The following is a 1108-nucleotide window of genomic DNA, read 5'->3' as shown; positions in this document are numbered from 1 at the left end:
GAGATCTAAAACATTGGAAAATTTTGACAAAAAATGTCTGCCGGCTAAGGTGGCTACGCATTTAAACGTTTTAGCTGACGGCTCTTTTTCAAACCGTTGCGAAAATGTATTAGGCTTCGGTAATCCGGGCAGCGGCAAAACCCACCTGTTATGCGCCATCGGTCATCAGCTGATCGAACAGGGCCGACGGGTTCTGTTTATTGGCTGCAGCCAGCTGGTACAAGATCTGCAAATTGCCAAAAGGCATCTTGCGATGAGCAAATTGCTCAAAAAGCTCTCAGGCTATGATGCGATCATCGTCGATGACATTGGATACGTGCAACCAAGCCGTCAGCAGATGCAAGTGCTCTTTACATTGCTGGCCGATCGCTACGAACGTGGTAGTGTGATGATTACCAGTAATTTGCCTTTTTCTAAATGGGAGCAGATTTTTAAAGACCCGAAGGTCACCGCTGCTGCCATTGATCGGCTGGTGCATCACAGTGTGATTTTGGAACTCAACATTGAAAGTTACCGCATGCAAGTGGCCACGAAAAACAAGAGCAAAAAACCTGATGGCCCGGCAAAGGGCTCTATATGAGTTGATTTTGGGTAATGCTAACCTATGGGCCGCACAGAGATCGTTGAATTTAGGGCATTTGGCTAAGCCGTTTTTTGTGGCAAATCAAAGATAGGAGAAAAAATATGCAACAAACTGTTTACAATCCGCAAAAAGGCAGGCTGGAAACAATTAATATCGATTTTACGGATGAAAACACAACTTGGTTTGACGAATGCGAAGATAACCATGGCATCTTCTCGATAACCGATTTGCAGGGAGGTATCCTAATCGAAGAAGCAGATTACACCTACCCACTTTACGTTTACGATATATCCAGAGCGGATATTGGCCATGACCACGGCAAAGCAAGAGAATTACATAGACAATACATAGATAAGTAAAGGCGATGGTTATCGGCAAGCGTCACCCAGGTGAAACTCCGTTCGCCCTTTGGGTACCCTCCGTTTCACCTGGTATAAAAAACGAGGAAGGAGGTGTTGGATTTACAAAAGACGTACACGGAGACTCAGGAAACAATATAGTAAGCCCACAGGCAGGCAAACGCCG

2 protein-coding genes are annotated in these 1108 nt (G+C 45.3%); both read left to right on the top strand.

Features of this window, described 5'->3' with window-relative positions; all coding sequences use genetic code 11:
* Positions 1-580: IS21-like element helper ATPase IstB (gene istB / locus GY683_RS06160; RefSeq protein ID WP_297287908.1), on the top strand; the 580-nt coding region annotated here is incomplete at its 5' end.
* Between the two features lie 104 nt (positions 581-684).
* Positions 685-942 (top strand): hypothetical protein, encoded by a 258-nt coding sequence (locus tag GY683_RS06155; RefSeq protein WP_297287907.1) that lies wholly within the window; start codon positions 685-687, stop codon positions 940-942.
* Positions 943-1108: the final 166 nt, after the last annotated feature.

Origin of the sequence: Moraxella sp. (assembly GCF_024227015.1) — a bacterium.
GTDB lineage: Bacteria > Pseudomonadota > Gammaproteobacteria > Pseudomonadales > Moraxellaceae > Moraxella.
Note: the sequence above shows the minus strand (reverse complement) of the source record. Positions and strands in the feature narration are given on the sequence as shown.

What these genes read in the sequence shown, in the direction of transcription:
- GY683_RS06155 (WP_297287907.1), top strand. Translation starts at nt 685, where the DNA reads ATGCAACAAACTGTTTACAATCCGCAAAAAGGCAGGCTGGAAACAATT.